Raw genomic sequence first — 15,995 nt, 5'->3', positions numbered from 1 at the left:
TAGCTACCAGGTTACGATAGAATCAATGATCTCACGCTGTTCCTGGGAAGATTTTGTCAGATAGATCCGCGTGGTTTCAATACTTTCATGTCCCATCAGATCCGCAAGCAGAGCAATATCATTGCAGCGGGCCAGGAAATTTTTAGCGAACCGGTGGCGGAAGGAGTGTGGATATACCGTTTCCTCCGGAATACCATACTGTCTGGCACGGAGCTTAAGCTGGCTATTGATCCAGCGGGGAGAAACGGCTCCGCCTTTTCGGTTGCGGAACAGAAAACCGGATCCCATGTTCTGCGAGTCCATCCACCCGGAAGCTTCTGAACAGAGATAGTCGGGGAAATAAATCCTGCGCACCTTTCCGCCTTTTGTATACAGATCCATATATCCAAGCTGTATATGCTCCCGTTTGATCTGGATCAGCTCACTGACTCTGGCTCCAGTACAGGCCAGGAACCGCACTGCAAAATACCATTTCATATCCCGGTCTTTTTTCAGATTGTCTCTAAGCTTTTCATAATCCTTTTCTGAAATAATATTATCCAGAAATGGAGGATTCTGGCTGCGGATTACGCCAAGGCGGAAATTTTTTTCCGGAAGTGCCCATTTCCCACTTGTTTCATAAGAGTTTTTACACTCAGAACAGTAAGCCAGAAAGCGGTTTATACCATAGATCCGGCTGTTTACGGTAGAAATTTTATAGTGCTCCATCAGATACCGTCTGAATGCATCCAGATTCTCTGCGCTGATTTCTCCATAGAGCCTGAAAAAGAGCCGGAGAGCAGCCAGACAGCTGTCAACGGTGTGTTCTGATGCCCCATGCTCCTTCAGATACAGGATAAATTCCTCCTCCGGTTCCTTCGGCTTTTTTCGTTGTCCCATGATACATCCCGCCTCCTACCAGTTTACGACCTGATTGAAAATCCGCGCCTGCTCAGTGCTGGTCCGCCGCAGATAAATTCGGGTAGTTTCAATGCTTTCATGTCCAAGAAGATAGGATAAAAAAGAAATATCTCCGCCGCTTTCAATAAAATTTTTGGCAAACCTGTGGCGCAGTGAATGGGGATATACAACTCTTGGGTCAAGTCCATAGCGGCATCCAAGTACCTTTAACTGTTTGCGTACTCCTGAGACAGACATACGGCATCCGCTGTGATTCAAAAAAAGAGGCCCCTTTTTTCGGCCTTCATTGGAAAGCCAGTCCTTCAGCCTGATTTGCAGTCCTGACGGAATATATACACGCCTTATTTTATTGCCTTTTGAAATGATGTTCCGGTATCCGTGGGCGACGTCTTCGCAGTTAAATTCCACCAGTTCGCTGACCCGTACGCCTGTGGCTGCGATCAGACGCACGATATAGTAAAAGGTCAATTGTTCATCCTCCAGAAGCCGTTGCTTCAGATACTCATAGTCTCCCTGGCTGATCACATATTCGGTATATTTTTTTTGTTGAATTTTTAAAAGCTGCGTATTCATATTTTCTTTTTGCTGGAATCTGAGAAATGAATTCAGAGCACGTATTCTGGCATTTACAGTCTGCGGACGGTAGTGATCGATAAGATAGGCTTTGTAAAGGCTGATATGTTCCGGGGTGATCTCGCCGTACCGTTCAAGAAAATCCTTGGCTCCGAACATGTAAGAGGAAATCGTATTTGGGGACATATCACGGTTTTGAAGAAAGATTTGAAAGGCGGTCAGCGTTTCCGCCATGGCGTCTTTCCCTGTGACATTAGATGGCAGCTGTTTCATGCTGTGCCTCCTTAAAATAAATTTTGAAAATGATAATATCACAGATACAATTGAAAATGAAATAGTCAAATTGTTAATAAAGTACAAAAAATATATAAAAATAGTATATTTGTCATCTGTTTTATGAAAATTTAACAAAGATAGACAAAAATAAACAAAACTGTCATCTTATGTGTCTGAAAAAAGGCATGAGAACGATTCTCCCATGCCTTTCTATTTTGTCGGTATTTGATTTTGTTTTATTCAGCTGTCTCAGGAGCAGCTGCATCCTGCTGCCATACACCGTTTTCATCTACATAGAAGCCGTCCGGCGTAGTAGTATCCTTTAACATCCAGCCGTCCTCGTTGAGATAATACCATTTTCCGTCCGGATCCTGTTTCCAGCTGTTGGTGAGATAAGAGCCGTCAGACTGCCTGAATTTCCAGCCGATATCGACAGGCTCCCAGCCGGTTGCGACGCCGGGCCCCAGATTTACGGTTTCTTTTACAACCGTAGAAGCATTCCCGTCCCATACGCCGTTTTCATCTACATGATATCCGTCCGGAGTATCTGTATTTACAGCCATCAGGGCCGCCATATTGAAGTAATAGTATTTTCCGTCTGTATCCTGGAACCAGGAGTTTGCCAGATAATAGCCGTTCTTCTGGATGTAGCGCCAGCCGTCCGTATCCTGGAACCAACCTGGCATATAGGACACGCGCTTGCCTTCCGGCGTTACATAATGGCCGTCCGGCGTAACGGTATCCTTAAGCATTACTCCGCGTTCATCCATGTAATACTGCTCATCTTCCAGAGTAAGCCAGCCATTTGTAATATAGGTTCCATCGGGCTTTAAGTATTTTTTCGAGCCGTCTGCTTCTGTCTGCCATCCGGGAGTAACCGTACCATTGTAAGCGCCGGCATCGGAACCATCTACATTGATGAGGTATTTGCGTACCTCCGGCGGGAGAGAAGAGGTGTCAGTGCCGTTGGGAAGATGGACTACATTGATATAGCGTTTATCCGTATCCAGATTTTTATTATTAGTTTTAAGGATGATCTGGAGCACCGGTTGAGTGCCTTCCGGCAGACTTCCCCAGTTTTCAGGAATCGCCCAGACTCCATCGGTATTTACCAGATCCGGCACAGTACCCCATGGTCTTGCATAGGTCATGGGATCAAAGGTATAGGCATAATCATAGCCTCTGTTTAAGATCACATTGCTTTCAGTAATGGTATTTCCGCCTACAAGAATTGCAAAATAATTTCCATTTCCGCAGTCAATGGGACGCCATTCAAAGAGATAAGCGCCGCAGTTTTCCATAGATGTACTGGAAAAGGATGTATTTACGGCAGCAAAAGCCGGAAGAGAAGAGGACGCAGCCATCACAGCGGCCAGTCCAAAGCACAATAAACGTTTTCTGATCATGAAAAGCCTCCTTTTGGTATCATTTTGAAGGGTATATTGAAATATAAAAAGAAGCGCTACAGCTAACATATCTCTATATCAGCTATAACGCTTCCCCCTTATGTCATATTAAATCTGACTGAATGTTGATCCGAAGATTAGTCCTCAACGTAGATAGCAACAATGCTGTTCTCGCCGTTAGCCTTCTTCTCGGTTACATAGTAGTAATCGCTGCCGTCCTTGTTCTTGCCCTTGCCATCAACGATCTTACCAGAGGTATTTACAAGGATGTACTCCTTCTTGTCGCCCTTGGAATTAGCCTCGGTCTTGTAGGTGATGGAGTATGCCTCGGACAGATCCTCAGCCTTCTTGGTGTTACCGTTTCCGATATTTACAGCCTCATTACCATTCTTGCCGTCTAACTCATCCTTAACAACTACGCCTTCAGCGTTCATGAACTCCTTAGCGTCATCCAGCTTGCGGTAGGTGCTGTACTCAGCCTTGCCGTCAGCATTTACATGAGTTGTCTTCTCAACAACGATGTACTTGTCATCGGAATCAGCCTTTAACAGCATACCGGACTGGTACAGCTTGTCATCTTCCTCACCAGTTACACCAGCACCCTTGTTGCCGCCGGACTTCTCGAAGTAGAAGTTGTGGTTCTCGCCGTCGATCTCAACGTTGGTCTTGTTGGTTCTCATAGCGCCGTCATCTCCGTCACCGAAGTAGAAGCACTTGTAGCCTTCTGGCTCATAGAACTCAGCTGCGTGATCAAGGAAGTCATCCTCGTTATCGAAGTTCCATGTATCATCATCATCAGCGTATACGCTCAGGCTCTGGTTGTCAGCATCTTCCTTGATGAACTTCAGGCCATTCAGCATACGGCCGTCGTTACGGAATGCATACTTCTTGCCCTTGATGGTCTTGAACTCGCCTGCGTACAGGTTGCCGCTGCCATCTGCATAGTACCAGAAGTCCTCGTCATCGTTGTACTTATCTTCGTTCAGGAACTCAGCAGGAACTACCTTGAACCAGCCCTTGCTTACACGAGCACCGTCTTCAACACTGCTGAAGTACTTCCAAGACTCGGTATACTTGGAATCGAATGCCTTACCTGTGATTACCTCTGCGGAAGAAGCTACGCTGGAAGTAAATGCCTGAGGATTGGTACCCAGATCTTCTTCATCCAGAGACCACTCAGCTACCATTGCGCCGTACTCGTCAAATGCATACTTCTTACCATTGATGGTCTTATCCTTGGTTCTGTCGCCGTCCTCAGCGAAGATCTTCTTACCATTGGACTTGAAGTAGAACCAACGTGTCTGATCCTCATCATCGTTGAATGCAGCAGCAGTGTACTTGTAGTCATCTGTTGTTGCCTCATCGTATGTGATGTCAAGCTGTAACCAACCAGTGGTCATAGCACCGTCATCTTCGCCGCCGAAGTAGTAAACGCCTTCCTTGAAGCCGTCACTGTCTGTATCGTCAACGCGCTCTGCGCTGTCTTCGTCAACCCAGCCGTACAGCATCTTACCTTCGTCATCGAAAGCGTACTTCTTACCGTTGATGGTCTTTAAGGAAACCTTATCGTTGTCACCATTGGTTAAAGCCTTGCCGTTTGCCTGGAAGTAATACCAGTAGTGCTCTGGCTCGTCATCCTCGCCAGCATCCTCGTTCTCAATTGCAACCCACTGGTTAGAAGCCATAACGCCGTTGATATCTACGTAGTAGTAGTTATCGCCGTCCTCGATGAGCTGATCGATCGCCATCTCACCGTCGCTGTCTAAGTAATACCAGTTGTTTCCGGACTTCTTCCAGGAATCGGTTGCTCTCTCGCCGTCACGGTCATAATATACCCATGTTCCGTCTTCCTCTGCCCAGCCAGTAGCTGCGAAAGAAGTCATGGAAGCGCCGATAGCGAGCAGTGCTGCTGTTGAAAGTACAGCAACTAACTTTGTCTGCTTCTTCATAATGAATGCACTCTCCTTTTTGTTTTTGAAATACTTTTTGAAATTCCTTAATTGCATTACGAGTAGATTATACTTCCGATAAGGAAAATTATCAATACTTTTTTTGCATTTTTTGCAAAAACTGCTTATTTTTAGGAATATTGATATTTCCCGGATGAATAACCAGCTCCATCACATGACATAGTATATTATAAATTCCGAAAAAAAGCCATAACTTTTACCTGTGCATTTTCTTACGTAATTATTACAAAAGTATTGAATAAGTGTATTATTGTATTTATCTGTGTACATGGATGTAAATTTAATGAAAAGAAAACTGTTTCCGTTGCTCTTGCGTCTTAAATAGCCGGATGCTATAATCAAAACAGGAGTGCGTGGGAAAGGACGGAATGAATTTACAAAACACATATACGGCTAATACAATTCTTTCGGCGGGTTCTGACGCCCAGAAAACAGATCATGTATGCAAGGCCGTTTTGAAGTCACGATGGGTTTTGGCAAATATACTGAAAGGTGTTATTCCTGAATATGCGGATACACCAGTCCATGAAATTGCCGAAACCTATATCGAACCAGATCAGATAGAACTTTATCTGCCGGTAAATGGTTTCCCGGAACAGATTCAGGGACTCGACAAGGAAGATACTGCTTATTTACAAACCACGGTATACTATGATGTCCGGCTGCGGGCACTGCTGCCAAACCGTACGAAAACTCAGGTGTATTTGTATATTGATGTGGAAGCCCAGAATGCTGCGCGTGAAAGCCGTCTTGGATATCCGCTTGAAAAAAGGGCCATTTATTATATGTCCCGTATGATTTCAAATCAGCTTCAAACGGTTTCAAGAGATACGAATTATAATGTGATTCAAAAGGTCTACAGCATATGGATCTGTATGGGAGATGATATCCCTAAAAATATGCAGCAGTCTATTACAGGGTTTACCATAGCCAAAAAGGATATTTATAGGAAAATAGATATCCCTAAGAAAAACTATGATCTGATGAGCGCTGTTTTCATACGGCTGGGGCATGGCGAAACAGAGGAACATCTGCTTGGAATGCTGCAGACCATTTTCACAGATAATGCACCGCCGGAGGAGCGGCTGAAAAAGCTTGAAACCGAATACGGCATTCCCAGAACAAAGGAATTTAATGAGGAGGTGTCAAAGATGTGTACGTACAGCCAGTTTATGTTGGACAGGGGAGAGAAAGAAGGGCTAGAAAAAGGATTAAAGACAGGTCTTGAAACCGGTAAATACAAAACCTACTACGATCTCATTTCTGATGGGACTTTGACCTTAAAACAGGCAGCTGAAAAGTGCAGTCTATCCCCGGATGAATTTCAAAAGAAGCTGATTGAGTTAAAAATCACAGAAGCATGATACATTGACACGTATATTTGGAGAGGTTTTAAAACAGGTCCGGCGCATGCGGCAGGATGTATTTTCTGCTGCGTCTGCCGGGCTTTTTTACTGCATTTTTTAATTGACAGAATTTGACGACGGATATACTATATCATTATGAAACGTTAGTTTTCAGACGATTATCAGAAAGGAGAAGAGTTATGAAACGTTTTACAAAAACAATGGCTGCTTTGGGGTTGGCAGCAGTGATGGGAACCGGATCTGCTTTTATAAGTCTGGCAGATGTAACAACTTCTGTAAATCCGGTGGCTACTTCCAGAAAATCAGGATGGGTGGACGTACAGAATCACTGGTATTATTTTGATGCAAACGGAAATCCCGTGAAAAACCAGTGGATTCAGGACGGAAACAACCGCTACTGGATGCAGGAAGACGGGGAAATGTCAAAGCAGAAATGGGTCTATACCGAAGGCCAGTGGTACTGGGTAAATGCCCAGGGTGCTCGGGCCAGCAATATCTGGGTTGAGGACGGCGGCTCCTGGTATTATATGGGAGGCGACGGACGGATGATGACCAACACCTGGTTGGATTATGCAGGAAAATGGTATTATCTCACAGAAACCGGCGCTGCTGCCAGAGGATGGAAAGAACTGGGAGAAAAATGGTATTTCTTTAATGATTCCGACTGCAGTATGGCAAAAGATACCATGGTCGGCCAGTACCGTGTAGATGTAAACGGTGTATATATTGCATAGTATAAAAAAGAACCGCAGGATCCATTTTCACAGATCTGCGGTTCTTATTATATCCGTTGATACAGGAATGATATCTCAGGACGTTATCAGCGAAAAGCCAGATTACTTCAGAGTAACCTTTGCTCCCTCTGCCTCTAACTTTGTCTTGATATCCTCTGCCTCTTCCTTGGAAGCGCCCTGCTTTAATACCTTTGGTGCGCCGTCAACTACGTCCTTAGCTTCCTTCAGGCCAAGACCGGTAGCTTCACGAACAACCTTGATAACCTTAACCTTGTTAGGACCAACCTCAGTCAGCTCTACGTCGAACTCAGTCTTCTCCTCAGCTGCTGCTGCGCCAGCACCTGCTGCTGCAACTACAACGCCTGCTGCTGCAGATACGCCAAACTCTTCCTCACATGCCTTTACTAACTCGTTCAGTTCTAATACGGATAATTCCTTGATAGCTTCGATAAACTCAGCGGTTGTTAACTTTGCCATTTTAATTTCCTCCTGTTTATTATTTACTTTCGATAATATGGTCTTTCATCTTATGCGGCCCATGCCGGTCTAAGCGGCTGCGGGCGGCCAAATTTTGCATTGAAGCTTATGCTTCTGCTGCGCCACCGTTCTTTTCTGCGATCTGGTTGAGAACGCGTGCCAGATTGGTGATTGGGGACTGGATGCTTCCAAGCAGCTTGCCAAGAAGTACCTCTCTGGATGGGATTGTAGCGATCACCTGAGTACCAGCCTGATCGTAGTAGGTTCCTTCTACTACGGAGCCCTTCAGTTCCAGATTTGGAGCTGTCTTTGCGAACTCAGCAAGGATTCTTGCAGGTGCAGTAGCATCATCCTTGGATACTGCAAGAGCAGTAGGTCCTTCCAGATGTGGATCCAGAGCTGCGAACTCTGTTCCTTCTGCGGCACGCTTGATCAGGGTATTCTTGTATACCTTGTAAGACACGCCAGCTTCTCTTAACTGCTTACGCAGTCTTGTATCCTGCTCAACTGTCAGGCCGCGGTAGTCAACAACAACTGCGCCGCATGCGCCGTCCAGCATAGCCTTGATCTCGTCAACGATTGGCTGCTTTAATTCAACTTTTGCCATGAATGGTTTACCTCCTTATAGTATTTGTGCATTGAAAACCATAGCATGGGAACGGATATAAAAAACCTCCCTGCCACATGGACAGAGAGGACGCAAAATCTCGATCAGAGTTTTGTATGTTCCTCGGCAGGCGTTAAACTTACACCTTACGGTACCTGCTGTCTTCGGGCATTCAACACTTGTACTAAGATAGCACATTTATTTTAAAATGTCAACTTATTTTTCAAGAAAATATAAAACAGCGGACCCGCAAAAATGCGCTGTCCGCTGTGATTCTATATTCTGGACTCCAAATTAGTTGGAAAGCTTTGCTACGTTCAGCTTTACGCCAGGACCCATAGTAGAGGTAAGAGCTACGCTCTTTAAGTATGCGCCCTTTACAGTGCTTGGCTTTGCCTTTAAGATAGCGTCCATAAGCGTCTGGAAGTTGTCCGCTAACTGCTCCTCGGTGAAGGAAGCTTTTCCTACTGGCACATGGATAATGTTTGTCTTGTCAAGTCTGTATTCGATCTTACCAGCTTTGATATCGTTGATAGCCTTGGTTACGTCCATGGTTACGGTACCAGCCTTTGGGTTTGGCATTAAGCCCTTGGGTCCAAGTACACGGCCCAGACGACCAACAACGCCCATCATGTCAGGAGTTGCTACTACAACGTCGAAATCCAGCCATCCTTCGTTCTGGATCTTCGGGATCAGCTCCTCAGCTCCTACAAAGTCAGCTCCTGCTGCCTGTGCCTCGTCAGCCTTTGGTCCCTTTGCGAATACCAGAATACGAACGGTCTTACCGGTTCCGTGAGGAAGTACAACAGCGCCGCGGATCTGCTGATCAGCGTGACGTCCGTCACATCCTGTTCTGATATGAAGCTCTACAGTCTCGTCAAATTTTGCAGAAGCGTTCTTCTTAACGATAGAGATAGCGTCTGCTACGTCATAAAGTGCAGCGCGGTCTACGTTCTTCATAGCCTCTGCATATCTTTTTCCTGATTTCATTTAAAATAACCTCCTAGTGGTATTGACGGGGAATCTCCCTCCCACGTTCTCTGTTGCAAATACAACGGGTATTCCTATTACTCCTCGATGGTAACGCCCATACTTCTTGCAGTACCGGCTACCATGCTCATAGCTGCTTCCAGGCTTGCTGCGTTTAAGTCTGGCATCTTTGTCTCTGCGATCTTCTGCAGATCAGCCTTCTTTAATACGGCAACCTTGGTCTTGTTAGGAACGCCGGAACCGCTCTTAATGCTGCAGGCCTTCTTGATCAGAACTGCTGCAGGCGGAGTCTTTGTGATGAAGCTGAAGCTTCTGTCAGCGTATACGGTAATAACTACAGGGATGATCATGTCGCCCTGATCTGCTGTTCTAGCATTGAACTCCTTGGTGAACTGTACGATGTTTACACCGTGCTGACCAAGAGCCGGACCAACTGGCGGAGCTGGTGTAGCCTTGCCTGCTGGAATCTGTAATTTGATATATCCTGTTACTTTCTTTGCCATCTTAGGCACCTCCTAAAATCATGTGGTATTGTCGGGAATGTCCCTCCCACCAGCCTTCGCACCCGCAAAAGCTGATCTTTTTGTCTGTTCCACAGATCTGCTTACATCTTCTTGACTTCAGCAAATCCCAGCTCGACCGGTGTCTCGCGGCCGAACATTTCTACATTGATGGTGATGGTCTGTTTACTGTCATTGACAGCCTTAATGGCGCCTACAGTATCCTTCCATGCACCGGAGATAACGGTTATCATATCTCCCACTTCAAAATCGACTAAGACATCTGTCTTTACGAAGCCCAGACTTGCCATCTCTTCTTCTGTCAGAGGAACCGGTTTGGAGCCCGGACCAACAAAGCCTGTAACGCCTCGGGTATTGCGTACTACGTACCATGTGTCATCATTCATGACCATGTTGATCAGTACATAACCCGGGAACATCTTTTTGTCGGCTTTCTTCTCCACGCCGTTTTTCAGCTCTACTACAGGGAGCATGGGCACAGACACTTCAAGGATCTGATCCTGAAGATTTCTGTTTTCAATGGTCTTCTCGATATCGACTTTGACTTTGTTCTCATAACCTGAGTAGGTATGGACTACATACCAATGTGCTTCTGACATACAATCACCCTCGCCTTTGAATTAAAGAATAAAACTTAAACCGAATTTCATAACCATGTCCAGTACGCCGATCAGTACACCGATGAAAATGGACATGATCACCACTGCAACTGTCTGCTTGGCTACGGTTTCCTTATCAGCAAAGACGATCTTTTTGTACTCTTTTTTCAGGCCCTTGAAAAAGCTTGGCTTTTTCTCGTGCTTAGCCGTTTTCTTGTCAGCCCTGGCCGCTTTTTCGGTGGTTTCTACAGCAGTATTCACTGTATTTTCTTCCATAATTTCACGTCCTTTACTGAACAGGATTACTTTGTTTCCTTGTGTAACGTATGTCTCTTGCAGAATCTGCAGTACTTCTTGGTCTCCATGCGGTCCGGATGAGTCTTCTTATCCTTCGTCATGTTGTAGTTACGCTGCTTGCATTCTGTACATGCCAGTGTGATCTTTGTGCGCACGACTTCCACCTCCATTTAATTTATCGTAAATCATTGAGTTGCTTCAGGTCTTAATTTTGAGCATAAAAAAAAGACCTGTCTTCCATTCGCCCGTATAATATAACACAAAAATCCGGCGTTCGTCAAGAGGAAGGACGGTCTTTTTTATGAAGAGTTTTTAACGGCCTGAGCCGATACAGATGACCGCAGGGATAATCCGCTCTGCCCCGGCATTCTTTAAGGCTCTGGAGCAGGCTTCCATGGTGCTTCCGGTGGTGTAGATATCATCCACCAGAAGTACGGTGCGTATTCCGGACGGGAGCCTGCCGCATACAAAGGCCTGTTCCAGATTTTTGAGGCGTGCTCCCGCATCCAGTTCCTTTTGGGGCAGAGTCTTTTTTGTACGTTTCAGAAATTCAGTTCTCATGGAAATCCCGGTCTTTGCTGAAAGGCGGATCCCCAGCTCCTGAGCCTGATTAAATCCCCGCTTTTTCAGGCGGCTTTTATGGACGGGCACAGGGATAATGCAGTCAGGAGAAAGGCGGCGGATCGCCGGGCCAAAGCGCCGGAACATGGCCTCGGAATAAAAATCCAGATATTCCCTGCGTCCGTGGTATTTGATCAGGGCCATGGAACGGCTGGCTGTATCATTGTAATTGATCAACGCCATCCCTGAATCAAAGGAATGGGGATGTCTGGTACAGTCAAAGCAGTATTCGGCCTCAGGGCTTATAATCTCTTTGCCGCAGCATTTGCACACGGGACGGCGGACAAAGGCCAGCTTTTCCATACAGTCCGGGCAGATCAGATTTCCTTTCGGCATGACAATTTCAGAGCACACAGGGCACCGGCGGGGATAGAGAAGATCCAGAAAGCCGGCATACAGACGGGACAGGGGCATTATTGGGTGCATGATTCCTCCTTATAGATTTCTTCGATTCGCACCTTTAAGCCGGAACAGCGTTCCTGTTCCATTGCATTTGAGGCCATGGTGTAAAATGCATCGGGCCGTCCTACCAGACAGACACAGGAACGGGCTCTGGTGACGGCGGTATAGAGGAGATTTCGGGTCATAAGCATCCGAGGGCCGGAATACATGGGGATAATGACAGCCGGATACTCGCTTCCCTGGGATTTGTGGATGGTAATGGCGTAGGCTAATTCCAGCTCCTCCAGCTGCTTAAAGCTGTATTCCACCAGTTTCCCTTCGTCAAATTCCACGGTAAGGAGCTCTGCATACTCGTTGATTTCCCGTATCACACCCATATCGCCGTTGAAAACGCCGGAGCCCTTGTCAATAGGGATACCATAGCGGCTGCGGATTTCCCACTCCAGCTGATAGTTGTTGCGGATCTGCATGACCTTGTCTCCGGTGCGGTAAATAATCCCTCCGGCCTCTTTTTCCTTTTTCTCCGGCGAAGGGGGATTCAAATGGTTCTGCAGGATCTGGTTCAGCCGTTCTACCCCCAGAGCGCCTTTCCGCATAGGCGTCATGACCTGAATTTCATTTTCCTGTGCCTGGACGTAGCCGGGAAGCTTTTTCTGAATCAGAGTAATGGCGGCACTTATGACAGCATCAGGATTGTCGCGGCGGATGAAAAGAAAATCCCGGCTTCGCTTGGACAGATCTACCGTCTCGCCTTCGTTGATGCGGTGAGCATTTACAATGATATCGCTCTGAGCTGCCTGACGGAAGATACGCGTCAGCTTTACTACATTAAAACAGCCGGAGCCTATGATATCTTTTAAAACATTTCCGGGGCCTACGCTGGGGAGCTGATCCACATCACCTACCAGAATCAGCCGGGTTCCCACGTTGACAGCTCTCAAAAGAGAGTGCATCAGGCTGATATCCACCATAGACATTTCATCAATAATGATCACGTCTGCATCCAGGGGATTCTCTTCATTCCGGTCAAAACGCATACCCGCTGTGGAATTGCCGGAGGATGCGTTATTTCCAGAACCGGTTATCCCGATGGGAACCAGCTCCAGCATGCGGTGAATGGTTCTGGCCTCCCAGCCGGTAGCTTCGGTCATGCGCTTGGCTGCGCGGCCGGTAGGCGCTCCCAGAAGGATTTCCATGCCCTCAGCCTCAAAATAACGGATGATCGCGTTGATCGTGGTGGTTTTTCCCGTACCGGGACCGCCGGTGATGACTAAAAGCCCGCTGTTCACTGCCTCGTAAACCGCCTGTTCCTGAAGCTCGTCCAGGTGGATCTTTTCCTGCTTCTGGATTTTCAAAAGGTTGGTTTTAATCTCTGTTTCCGGGATATCACCCCGGATGTTTAAGTCGTGAAGCATACGGGCAGTATTTAATTCCAGATAGTAATAATGGGAGGAGTAGATCAGCGGATCAGCGGTCTGGCCTTCTTCGCAAAAGGGCATTTTTACTACCAGTTTCCGGTCGATCTGCATATCCATCAGGTGCTTGTCCATGGTTTCGGGCGCCACCTTTAAAAGCTCCGACGCCTGTTCAAACAGCCGGCTCTTTGGCAGATAGGTATGACCGTTTGCAGACGCCTGCAGGAGCACATACAGGATACCTGCTTTTATCCGGTAATCGGAATCTGTGAAAATTCCCACTTTCCGGGCTATTTCGTCTGCCATTTTAAAGCCAACGCCCGGAATATCGTCCGCCAGACGATAGGGATTTTCCTTGATAATGCTGTACAGCTTCGGGCCATATTCCTGATAAATTTTAGCAGCCAGATTCAGGGTGATGCCGTAGTTTTGAAGAAACATCATGGCCTGACGCATATCCCGCTTTTCCTGAACCTGTTCTCCGATAGCCATAGCCATTTTTTCGCTGATGCCCTTAATCTCTGACAGGCGTTCGGGTTCTTCCTCCATGATCCGGAAGGTATCTGCCTTAAAACGGCGCACGATCCGGGCTGCCAGAGCTGCGCCTACCCCCTTGATGGCTCCGGAACCCAGATAGCGCTCCATAGAAGCGGCATCTTCGGGGTTTTTCAGCTCATAACTTTCAATCTGAAGCTGTTCACCGTAAACAGGGTGCTCTGTCATACGGCCTGTGGCCTGGATCATATCGCCTTCTGCGGCATAGGAAACCGTTCCCACCATCACAACTTCGTCTCCGTCGCTCTGATCGATGACAGTCATAATGGTGTAACCGTTTTCTTCATTCCGAAATTTTATTTTTTCAATAAATCCTGTGATGGTTGCCATAGTAAGGATACCGCCTTTTGCTTCTGTATGGATTCTTCCCTCGGATGGGGACCGGTGATAAAAAGAACCCGGCTGAAATCCGGGTTCTTCTATGGTTTATAAAGCTTTAATAATCGTCCCGCTCTTTGCCGCCGCCGATTCCCATGGAAGCCTCCAGAGCAGAAGTCATACCATGAGCAAATTCGATGAATTTACCGGTTCCGATGGCTACGGCTGTCAAAGGATCCTCAGCGATCACAGTGGTAATGCCTGTCTTTTCTTCAATCAGCGCATCCAGACCGCTTAAAAGGGAGCCGCCGCCTGTCATAACAATACCGCGGTCGAAAATATCCGCTGCCAGCTCCGGCGGAGTACGCTCTAATACATTGTGTACCGCGTCTACAATCTGAAGAGCCGGCTCTCTGAGCGCTTCCAGTGTCTCCTCAGAGGAAACTACAATGGTTTTTGGAAGGCCTGTCACCAGGTTCCGGCCTCTGACCTCCATGGTCAGAACCTCCGGACGGCGGGAGGCCGCACCAATATTGATCTTGATTTCCTCAGCAGTACGCTCACCGATCAGAAGATTGTGTTTCTTTCTCATATAGCGAACCAGAGCCTCGTCAAAGTCATCACCGGCAATTTTGATGGAGGTGCTTACAACCGGGCCTCCCAGAGAAATCACAGCGATATCTGCGGTACCGCCTCCGATGTCAACGATCATATTTCCGCAGGCCTTTCCAATGTCAATGCCTGCTCCGATAGCTGCGGCTACGGGTTCCTCAATGATGGCAACCTCACGGGCGCCTGCCTGGTAGGTTGCATCCTCTACTGCCTTTTTCTCTACCTCAGTCGCGCCGCTGGGAATACATACGCTGATGCGGGGCTTCCTTAAGGTACGCTTGCCAACTGCCTTGTTAATGAAATACTTCATCATCTTTTCCGTAATCGTGTAATCGGAAATAACGCCCTGACGCAGAGGACGGACTGCTACAATATTGCCGGGAGTACGTCCGATCATAAGACGGGCTTCCTCGCCGATCGCCATGATCTTATTGGTATCCCGGTCAATGGCAACTACTGACGGCTCTTTTAATACAACGCCCTTACCCTTGATATATACAAGGATACTGGCGGTTCCTAAGTCGATTCCAATGTCATTTGACATCATTGAAAACATATGAATATTTCCTCCTCATTATCTCCAGGTGCAGTGCGGAAGCATTCCGCAGGGCAGGCAAAAACAGCCCGGCTCAGTTTTCATCTGTGCAAAAGGCTGTGGATAGTTACGTTTTAATTGATAGTACCTATTATATACAATATTGTCCAGTTTTCAAAGACTTTTTTTCTTTATTTATTTTATTTATGATTTTTTAATAGTGTGTACATCTTTTAGACATAATTATTGTTTATGATGAACACTGTTCACCGAGAGGTGGACAGGCCTTTGTTTCAAGTGATTACTTGAAATCACAAAGCTTTTTCATACTCATACCGGACGGAGTGATCCGTCCGGCCCCCCTAAAATAACATCCCCCTATTTATGAATGTATCCCGTCCGGCAAGTCCGGACGGGATTTTTATATTGTGCTTCACTGCAGTTTTGCGTTGTAATTTTCCCGTAATAATTTTATAAGGAATTTCATCTTTTTTTTATAGAACGTCCATATTTTTATCACATTTTTAGGGCATACTATAGAAGAATTAGTTACAAGCTTTTTCATACTCATACCCGGACGGAGCGATCCGTCCGGTCCCCCCTTTTTTAACATTTTCTTTTTTATTATACCTACCATTCCATTGCATGACATTTGTCAGGCAGAACCGCCCTCCGGTACGCCAACACCGGAGGGCGGTTTTTTGGTGCACTCCCTATATTTTTCCTTATCGGAAGTATAATCTACTCGTAATGCAATTAAGGAATTTCAAAAAGTATTTCAAAAACAAAAAGGAGAGTGCATTCATTATGAAGAAGCAGA

General features: G+C 46.5%; 16 protein-coding genes and 1 other annotated feature. Of the genes, 2 read left to right on the top strand and 14 right to left on the bottom strand.

What is annotated here, in order from left to right:
• Positions 1-3 precede the first annotated feature (3 nt).
• From ACZM6M_RS07890 to ACZM6M_RS07875, 4 genes are all read right to left on the bottom strand, one after another.
• The gene (locus tag ACZM6M_RS07890) at positions 4-879 is read right to left on the bottom strand and encodes a tyrosine-type recombinase/integrase (protein WP_340275816.1); all 876 of its coding nucleotides are present in this window, start codon (positions 877-879) and stop codon (positions 4-6) included.
• Between the two features lie 15 nt (positions 880-894).
• On the bottom strand, positions 895-1,746 hold the full coding sequence (locus ACZM6M_RS07885; RefSeq protein ID WP_489490087.1) for a tyrosine-type recombinase/integrase: 852 nt from the start codon (positions 1,744-1,746) through the stop codon (positions 895-897).
• Between the two features lie 239 nt (positions 1,747-1,985).
• Complete coding sequence (locus ACZM6M_RS07880) at positions 1,986-3,155, bottom strand: N-acetylmuramoyl-L-alanine amidase family protein (protein ID WP_296034524.1); 1,170 nt, start codon at positions 3,153-3,155, stop codon at positions 1,986-1,988.
• Positions 3,156-3,292: 137 nt separating this feature from the next.
• Positions 3,293-5,104, bottom strand: coding sequence for an argininosuccinate lyase (locus tag ACZM6M_RS07875; RefSeq protein ID WP_489490085.1), 1,812 nt, complete (start codon positions 5,102-5,104; stop codon positions 3,293-3,295).
• 389 nt (positions 5,105-5,493) lie between these two features.
• Between ACZM6M_RS07875 and ACZM6M_RS07870 the strand changes: the two genes are divergently transcribed.
• Positions 5,494-6,489, top strand: coding sequence for a PD-(D/E)XK nuclease family transposase (locus ACZM6M_RS07870; protein ID WP_417045411.1), 996 nt, complete (start codon positions 5,494-5,496; stop codon positions 6,487-6,489).
• 182 nt (positions 6,490-6,671) lie between these two features.
• The gene (locus ACZM6M_RS07865; protein WP_418762411.1) at positions 6,672-7,226 is read left to right on the top strand and encodes a hypothetical protein; all 555 of its coding nucleotides are present in this window, start codon (positions 6,672-6,674) and stop codon (positions 7,224-7,226) included.
• A gap of 102 nt (positions 7,227-7,328) precedes the next feature.
• On the opposite strand, the gene rplL is transcribed toward ACZM6M_RS07865, so the two are convergent.
• The 10 genes from rplL to ACZM6M_RS07815 form a co-directional block, all read right to left on the bottom strand.
• On the bottom strand, positions 7,329-7,703 hold the full coding sequence (gene rplL / locus ACZM6M_RS07860; RefSeq protein ID WP_066550292.1) for a 50S ribosomal protein L7/L12: 375 nt from the start codon (positions 7,701-7,703) through the stop codon (positions 7,329-7,331).
• A gap of 106 nt (positions 7,704-7,809) precedes the next feature.
• Positions 7,810-8,310: a 50S ribosomal protein L10 gene (rplJ, locus tag ACZM6M_RS07855; protein ID WP_066550294.1), complete on the bottom strand. Its 501-nt coding sequence runs from the start codon at positions 8,308-8,310 to the stop codon at positions 7,810-7,812.
• 49 nt (positions 8,311-8,359) lie between these two features.
• Positions 8,360-8,496, bottom strand: a sequence feature (ribosomal protein L10 leader region).
• A gap of 108 nt (positions 8,497-8,604) precedes the next feature.
• On the bottom strand, positions 8,605-9,300 hold the full coding sequence (rplA, locus tag ACZM6M_RS07850; RefSeq protein WP_296039212.1) for a 50S ribosomal protein L1: 696 nt from the start codon (positions 9,298-9,300) through the stop codon (positions 8,605-8,607).
• A gap of 77 nt (positions 9,301-9,377) precedes the next feature.
• A complete protein-coding gene (rplK, locus tag ACZM6M_RS07845) occupies positions 9,378-9,803 on the bottom strand; it encodes a 50S ribosomal protein L11 (protein WP_066550301.1) in 426 nt (141 codons plus the stop codon).
• A gap of 101 nt (positions 9,804-9,904) precedes the next feature.
• Positions 9,905-10,420, bottom strand: coding sequence for a transcription termination/antitermination protein NusG (gene nusG / locus ACZM6M_RS07840; RefSeq protein WP_066550304.1), 516 nt, complete (start codon positions 10,418-10,420; stop codon positions 9,905-9,907).
• A gap of 21 nt (positions 10,421-10,441) precedes the next feature.
• Positions 10,442-10,696, bottom strand: coding sequence for a preprotein translocase subunit SecE (gene secE / locus ACZM6M_RS07835; RefSeq protein WP_066550307.1), 255 nt, complete (start codon positions 10,694-10,696; stop codon positions 10,442-10,444).
• Between the two features lie 26 nt (positions 10,697-10,722).
• A complete protein-coding gene (gene rpmG / locus ACZM6M_RS07830) occupies positions 10,723-10,887 on the bottom strand; it encodes a 50S ribosomal protein L33 (RefSeq protein WP_278284752.1) in 165 nt (54 codons plus the stop codon).
• A 142-nt stretch (positions 10,888-11,029) separates the two neighbouring features.
• A complete protein-coding gene (locus ACZM6M_RS07825; RefSeq protein ID WP_417045945.1) occupies positions 11,030-11,764 on the bottom strand; it encodes a ComF family protein in 735 nt (244 codons plus the stop codon).
• On the bottom strand, positions 11,752-14,040 hold the full coding sequence (recD2, locus tag ACZM6M_RS07820) for an SF1B family DNA helicase RecD2 (protein ID WP_417045944.1): 2,289 nt from the start codon (positions 14,038-14,040) through the stop codon (positions 11,752-11,754). The genes ACZM6M_RS07825 and recD2 overlap by 13 nt, the downstream gene beginning before the upstream one ends.
• 106 nt (positions 14,041-14,146) lie before the next feature.
• Complete coding sequence (locus ACZM6M_RS07815) at positions 14,147-15,196, bottom strand: rod shape-determining protein (protein WP_066550321.1); 1,050 nt, start codon at positions 15,194-15,196, stop codon at positions 14,147-14,149.
• Positions 15,197-15,995: the final 799 nt, after the last annotated feature.

The sequence above is a fragment of the Enterocloster sp. genome, assembly GCF_057861365.1.
The sequence above is the reverse complement of the archived record's forward strand: the minus strand, read 5'-3'. Positions and strand labels throughout refer to the sequence as shown.

Bases quoted from the DNA above. Each gene is read 5' to 3' on its own strand.
- ACZM6M_RS07875 (WP_489490085.1), bottom strand. From the start codon at position 5,104: ATGAAGAAGCAGACAAAGTTAGTTGCTGTACTTTCAACAGCAGCACTG.
- rpmG (WP_278284752.1), bottom strand. From the start codon at position 10,887: ATGGAGGTGGAAGTCGTGCGCACAAAGATCACACTGGCATGTACAGAA.
- rplL (WP_066550292.1), bottom strand. From the start codon at position 7,703: ATGGCAAAGTTAACAACCGCTGAGTTTATCGAAGCTATCAAGGAATTA.
- ACZM6M_RS07865 (WP_418762411.1), top strand. From the start codon at position 6,672: ATGAAACGTTTTACAAAAACAATGGCTGCTTTGGGGTTGGCAGCAGTG.
- rplK (WP_066550301.1), bottom strand. From the start codon at position 9,803: ATGGCAAAGAAAGTAACAGGATATATCAAATTACAGATTCCAGCAGGC.
- rplA (WP_296039212.1), bottom strand. From the start codon at position 9,300: ATGAAATCAGGAAAAAGATATGCAGAGGCTATGAAGAACGTAGACCGC.
- ACZM6M_RS07890 (WP_340275816.1), bottom strand. From the start codon at position 879: ATGGGACAACGAAAAAAGCCGAAGGAACCGGAGGAGGAATTTATCCTG.
- ACZM6M_RS07815 (WP_066550321.1), bottom strand. From the start codon at position 15,196: ATGTTTTCAATGATGTCAAATGACATTGGAATCGACTTAGGAACCGCC.
- ACZM6M_RS07880 (WP_296034524.1), bottom strand. From the start codon at position 3,155: ATGATCAGAAAACGTTTATTGTGCTTTGGACTGGCCGCTGTGATGGCT.
- nusG (WP_066550304.1), bottom strand. From the start codon at position 10,420: ATGTCAGAAGCACATTGGTATGTAGTCCATACCTACTCAGGTTATGAG.
- recD2 (WP_417045944.1), bottom strand. From the start codon at position 14,040: ATGGCAACCATCACAGGATTTATTGAAAAAATAAAATTTCGGAATGAA.
- rplJ (WP_066550294.1), bottom strand. From the start codon at position 8,310: ATGGCAAAAGTTGAATTAAAGCAGCCAATCGTTGACGAGATCAAGGCT.
- secE (WP_066550307.1), bottom strand. From the start codon at position 10,696: ATGGAAGAAAATACAGTGAATACTGCTGTAGAAACCACCGAAAAAGCG.
- ACZM6M_RS07885 (WP_489490087.1), bottom strand. From the start codon at position 1,746: ATGAAACAGCTGCCATCTAATGTCACAGGGAAAGACGCCATGGCGGAA.
- ACZM6M_RS07870 (WP_417045411.1), top strand. From the start codon at position 5,494: ATGAATTTACAAAACACATATACGGCTAATACAATTCTTTCGGCGGGT.
- ACZM6M_RS07825 (WP_417045945.1), bottom strand. From the start codon at position 11,764: ATGCACCCAATAATGCCCCTGTCCCGTCTGTATGCCGGCTTTCTGGAT.